Origin of the sequence: Streptomyces cellostaticus, assembly GCF_001513965.1 — a bacterium.
Taxonomy (GTDB): domain Bacteria; phylum Actinomycetota; class Actinomycetes; order Streptomycetales; family Streptomycetaceae; genus Streptomyces; species Streptomyces cellostaticus.
In genome coordinates this window covers 3512-8119 of the sequence record NZ_KQ948089.1, presented here as the reverse complement: position 1 = coordinate 8119, position 4608 = coordinate 3512, and the positions used below count along the sequence as shown (strand labels likewise).

General features: G+C 70.4%; 2 protein-coding genes. Both read right to left on the bottom strand.

The window, feature by feature from the left end:
* On the bottom strand, positions 1–1641 hold a 1641-nt coding region (locus tag AQI88_RS42065; RefSeq protein WP_208616096.1), incomplete at its 3' end, for a type I polyketide synthase.
* A gap of 43 nt (positions 1642–1684) precedes the next feature.
* Positions 1685–4608, bottom strand: a 2924-nt coding sequence (locus AQI88_RS42060) for an SDR family NAD(P)-dependent oxidoreductase (protein WP_159050591.1), incomplete at its 5' end; no start/stop codon positions are given.

Here is a 4608-nt window from a genome sequence, read left to right as displayed (position 1 = left end):
ACGCTCGCCACCCAAAAGCACGGCCCGGTGCTCGAACACCGACCGCGACACCGCCAACGACCAGCCCACATCCACCGGATCCAACTCCGGCCGCCCCGACACCCACTCCCGCAACCGCCCCGCCTGGGCGGCCAAACCTTCCGCCGACCGACCCGACACCACCCACGCACCAACGCCCGACAGCACCGGTGCCGTGCCCTCGGCGTCGGCCTCAGGTGCCTCGTCCTCGAGCTCAGCAGCCTCAACGGCCGGGGCTTCTTCAACGATGAGGTGAACGTTGGTGCCACTGATGCCGAACGCGGACACACCGGCACGCCGCACCCGGCCATCGGCCGGCCAGGGCACGGACTCGGTCAGCAGTTGCACCTCACCCGCCGACCAGTCCACGTGCGGCGACGGCTCCTGCGCGTGCAGCGTCTGCGGCAGCTCCTGGTGCTGCAACGCCAGCACCATCTTGATCACACCAGCCACGCCCGCGGCAGCCTGCGTGTGACCGATGTTGGACTTCACCGAACCCAGCCACAACGGCCCCTGCTCGGCGCGCTCCTGACCGTAGGTGGCGAGCAGGGCCTGCGCTTCGATGGGGTCGCCGAGCTTGGTCCCCGTGCCGTGCGCCTCCACGACGTCCACGTCACTGGCAGCCAGGCGGGCATTGCTCAGGGCGGCCCGGATCACGCGCTGCTGCGAGGGGCCGTTCGGCGCAGTCAGGCCGTTGGAGGCGCCGTCCTGGTTGATCGCGGAGCCACGTATCACGGCCAGCACCTGATGCCCGTTGCGGCGGGCATCGGACAGCCGTTCCAGCACCAGGACACCGGCGCCTTCGGCCCATCCCGTCCCGTCCGCTTCCGCGGCGAAGGCCCGGCATCGGCCGTCCGGCGAGAGGCCCTGCTGCCGGGAAAACTCGATGAACGTCCCTGGTGTCACCATCACCGTGACGCCGCCGGCCAGCGCCAGCGAGCACTCCCCGGACCGCAGGGCCTGGCTGGCCAGGTGCAGCGCCACCAGCGACGACGAACACGCCGTGTCCACCGTCACCGCCGGACCCTCAAGACCCAGCGCATACGACACACGACCCGACAGCACACTCGTCGCGTTACCGGTCATCAAGTGACCCTCGACACCGGCCGCGTCCTGCCCCGCCAACGCCACACCGAGCCCATAACCCGACGCGAAACCACCCGCGAAGACGCCTGTGGGACTCCCCTTCAGTGCCCTGGGGTCGATGCCGGCCCGCTCCAGCGCCTCCCACGACACCTCCAGCAGCAACCGCTGCTGCGGATCCATCGCCAGCGCCTCACGCGGACTGATTCCGAAGAACCCCGCATCAAAGCCCGCCGCGTCCTGCAGGAAGCCGCCCTGCTGCACATACGACGTCCCGGCCTGATCCGGGTCGGGGTCGTACAGGCTGTCGGTGTCCCAGCCACGGTCGGTGGGGAAGCCGCCGACCGCGTCCCCGCCCGCGGCCAGCAGCTCCCAGAACTCCTCGGGGCTGCCCGCACCACCAGGGAAGCGGCAGCTCATCCCGACGATCGCCAACGGCTCCTGCTCGCCTGCCTCCATCTTGCGCAGGCGCTTACGAGTCTCCTGAAGCTCGGCTGCAGCCTTCTTAAGGTAATCGAAGAGTTTTTCTTGGTTCTCCACGGGGACCCCTTAATTAACTTTGCCGTCAATAAGTCCGAGGGGATTAACTCAATCCAAGTTCTTTGTCGAGGAAGTCAAACACCTGGTCGGGTGTTGCCGACTGGAGCTCGACCGTCTCGTTCTCGGACTCCGATCCGCCCTGCTCTTCGATCCACTTCGAGAGGATGGTCTGCAGCCGCCTCGTAACGCTTTCACGCATGTTCTGATCGGAACCCACACCCGAAAGACTCGATTCGAGCCGGTCCAGCTCATCGAGTATCGGCACCGATATTGTTTCGCCCTGGATGATTTCGGTCCGCAGCCAGGTGGCAAGTGCCACCGGGGTGGGGTAGTCGAACACCAGCGTGGCCGGCAACCGCAACCCCGTCGCCGCGTTCAACCGGTTCCGCAACTCGACCCCGGTCAGCGAGTCAAAGCCCAGATCCTTGAAGGCCTGACTGTCCTGCACCGCTTCCGCCGAGGCGTGTCCCAACACCACCGCTGCCTCGGCCCGCACCACATCGATCAGCACCCGGTCCTGCTCGGCCCGGCCCAACCCGGCCAGCCGCTGGGACAGTTCACCCTCGCCACGCACCACACCCCCGGTGCCCGTACCACCGCCCGCGGCAGCCAGCCGGCGTACTTCGGGCAGGTCCCGCACCAGCGGCCTCTGACGCAAATCCGCCGCGCCAGGCACCGAGGCCAACTGCGCCCAATCTATATCCATCACCGTCAGCACCGGGTCAGGCTGTTCAAGTGCCTCTCCCAGTGCCCGCACCGCCAGTTGCGGATCCATCGCCGGCATGGGGAGCCGGCGCATCCGGGCCCGGATCGCTTCCTTGGATTCCGCCAGGCCGCCTCCGCCCCACAGCCCCCAGGCCACCGCCAGACCGGCCAGGCCCCGGCCCCGCCTGCTCTCCGCCACGGCATCCAGGAACGCGTTCGCCGCCGCGTAGTTGCCCTGCCCGGCGGCGCCCAGCGTCGACGCGGCCGAGGAGAAGAGCACGAACGCGTCCAGGTCGAGGTCTGCGGTCAGCTCGTCCAGCAAGGCCGCACTCGCGGTCTTGGGCGCCATCACCGTCGCCAGCCGCTCCGCCGACAGCCGGTCGACCACGCCGTCGTCCAGCACACCCGCGGTGTGCATCACCGCGGACAACGCAGGACCGTCCGTCCCCGTCCAGGCCAGCAGCCCGGACAGATCCGCCCGCTCACTGACATCACAGGCCACGACATCCACGCGCGCACCGGAGGTCGCCAGCTCTGCCGCCAGCTCGGCAACGCCGGGGGCGGAGGGACCGGACCGGCTGGTCAGCACCAGCCGCTGGGCGCCTCGACCGGCCAGCCAGCGCGCCACGTGCCCGCCGATCGCACCGGTTCCACCGGTGATCAACGCACTCCCACGCGGCACCCAGCCCTCGGCGGAGACGCGAGGCTGCGGAGCCCGGGTCAGCCGCCGGGCCAGGAGCCCGGCCGCGCGGATCGCGACCTCGTCCTCGCCGCATCCGGCCAGCACGGCCGCCAGCCGCGCCCCGGCGCGTTCGTCGAGTACGGCGGGCAGGTCGATCAACCCGCCCCACCGGTCAGGGTGTTCCAGGCTCACCACTCGGCCCAGGCCCCACACCTGCGCCTGCACCGGGCTGGTCAGCACCTCGCCCGGCACGGCCGCCACCGCTCCGTGCGTGGCCACCCACAGCGGTGCGCCCACTCCCGCGTCTCCGAGCGCCTGCACCAGGCCCAGCGTCGCGGCCACACCCTGAGCCACCACCGGATACGCCGGTACAAACGTCTCATCCAGCGCCAGCAGCGACACCACGCCCCTGACCGCGGCCGGTTCCGTGCCTGTACCCTCCAGCGTCCGGTCGAGGACCGCTGCCACCTCAGCCCGGTCCACGACCTCGGCCGGGACCTGGGCCACAACCACTTCGGCGCCTCGGGCGGCCAGCGCCTGCACGCACCCCTGCGTCAGGTCGTCGCCGATCTGCCCGGCAGCGGTCACCAACAGCCAGACGCCTGTCAGCACAGCCGGGTCGGGCTCGGCGACCGGTGCCCAGCCCACCCGGTAGCGCCAGCTTGCGGTCGTGGACCGGTCCTGCTCCCGGCGCCGCCACGACGCCAACGCGGGCAGCACCTCACCCAGATACTGCTGGTTCTCGATGGCGAGCGTGTCGGCGATCTGCGCCAGATCCCCGCCCTCGACCGCGGCCCAGAACTGCGCCTCGGCCACCGTGCTCGCACCGTCGCCGCCCGCGGCCGATCCCGCAGTCGGCAGCGCCAGCGCTCCCTGGGGCCAGTACCGCTGGTGCCGGAAGGCGTAGGTGGGCAGCTCCACCCGCTGCCCGGCCGACAGGACAGCAGTCCAGTCCACTCCCGCGCCGTGGACGAACGCCTCCGCGAACGAGGTGATCAGGCGGGTAGCTCCACCGTCGTCGCGACGCAGCGTTCCGCACACCACCCCCACCATCGTGCCCGGGCCTGCCTCCAGCGCGGCCTCTTCGAGCGTCTCGGTCATCGCCGCGAGCAGTACCGGATGCGGGGAGACCTCGATGAACACCTGGTGCCCCATACCGGCCAGGGCGCGTACGGCTCCATCGAACTGCACCGGTGCCCGCAGGCTGCCGTACCAGTACCCGGCATCCAACTCCGTACCGGTCAGCGTCTCGCCCGTCATCGCCGAGACCATCGGCACCCGGCCCGCCCGCGGAGCCACCCCGGCCAGGACCGAGAGGATCTCCTCCTCCAACTGCTCCACCTGCGCGCAGTGCGAGGCGTAATCCACCGCGACCATCCGGGACCGGACGCCGTCAGCCTCCAGCTCCTGCGCCAGTTCTTGCAGCGCCGTCGGCTCGCCGGAAACCACTACCGAGGCCGGGCCGTTGACCGCGGCCAGCGACAGCCGACCATCCCAGCGGCCCAAGCGCTCCTCGACCCGGGCAGCCGGCTCCGTCACCGACATCATCCCGCCAGCACCCGACAACACCCGCAGCGACT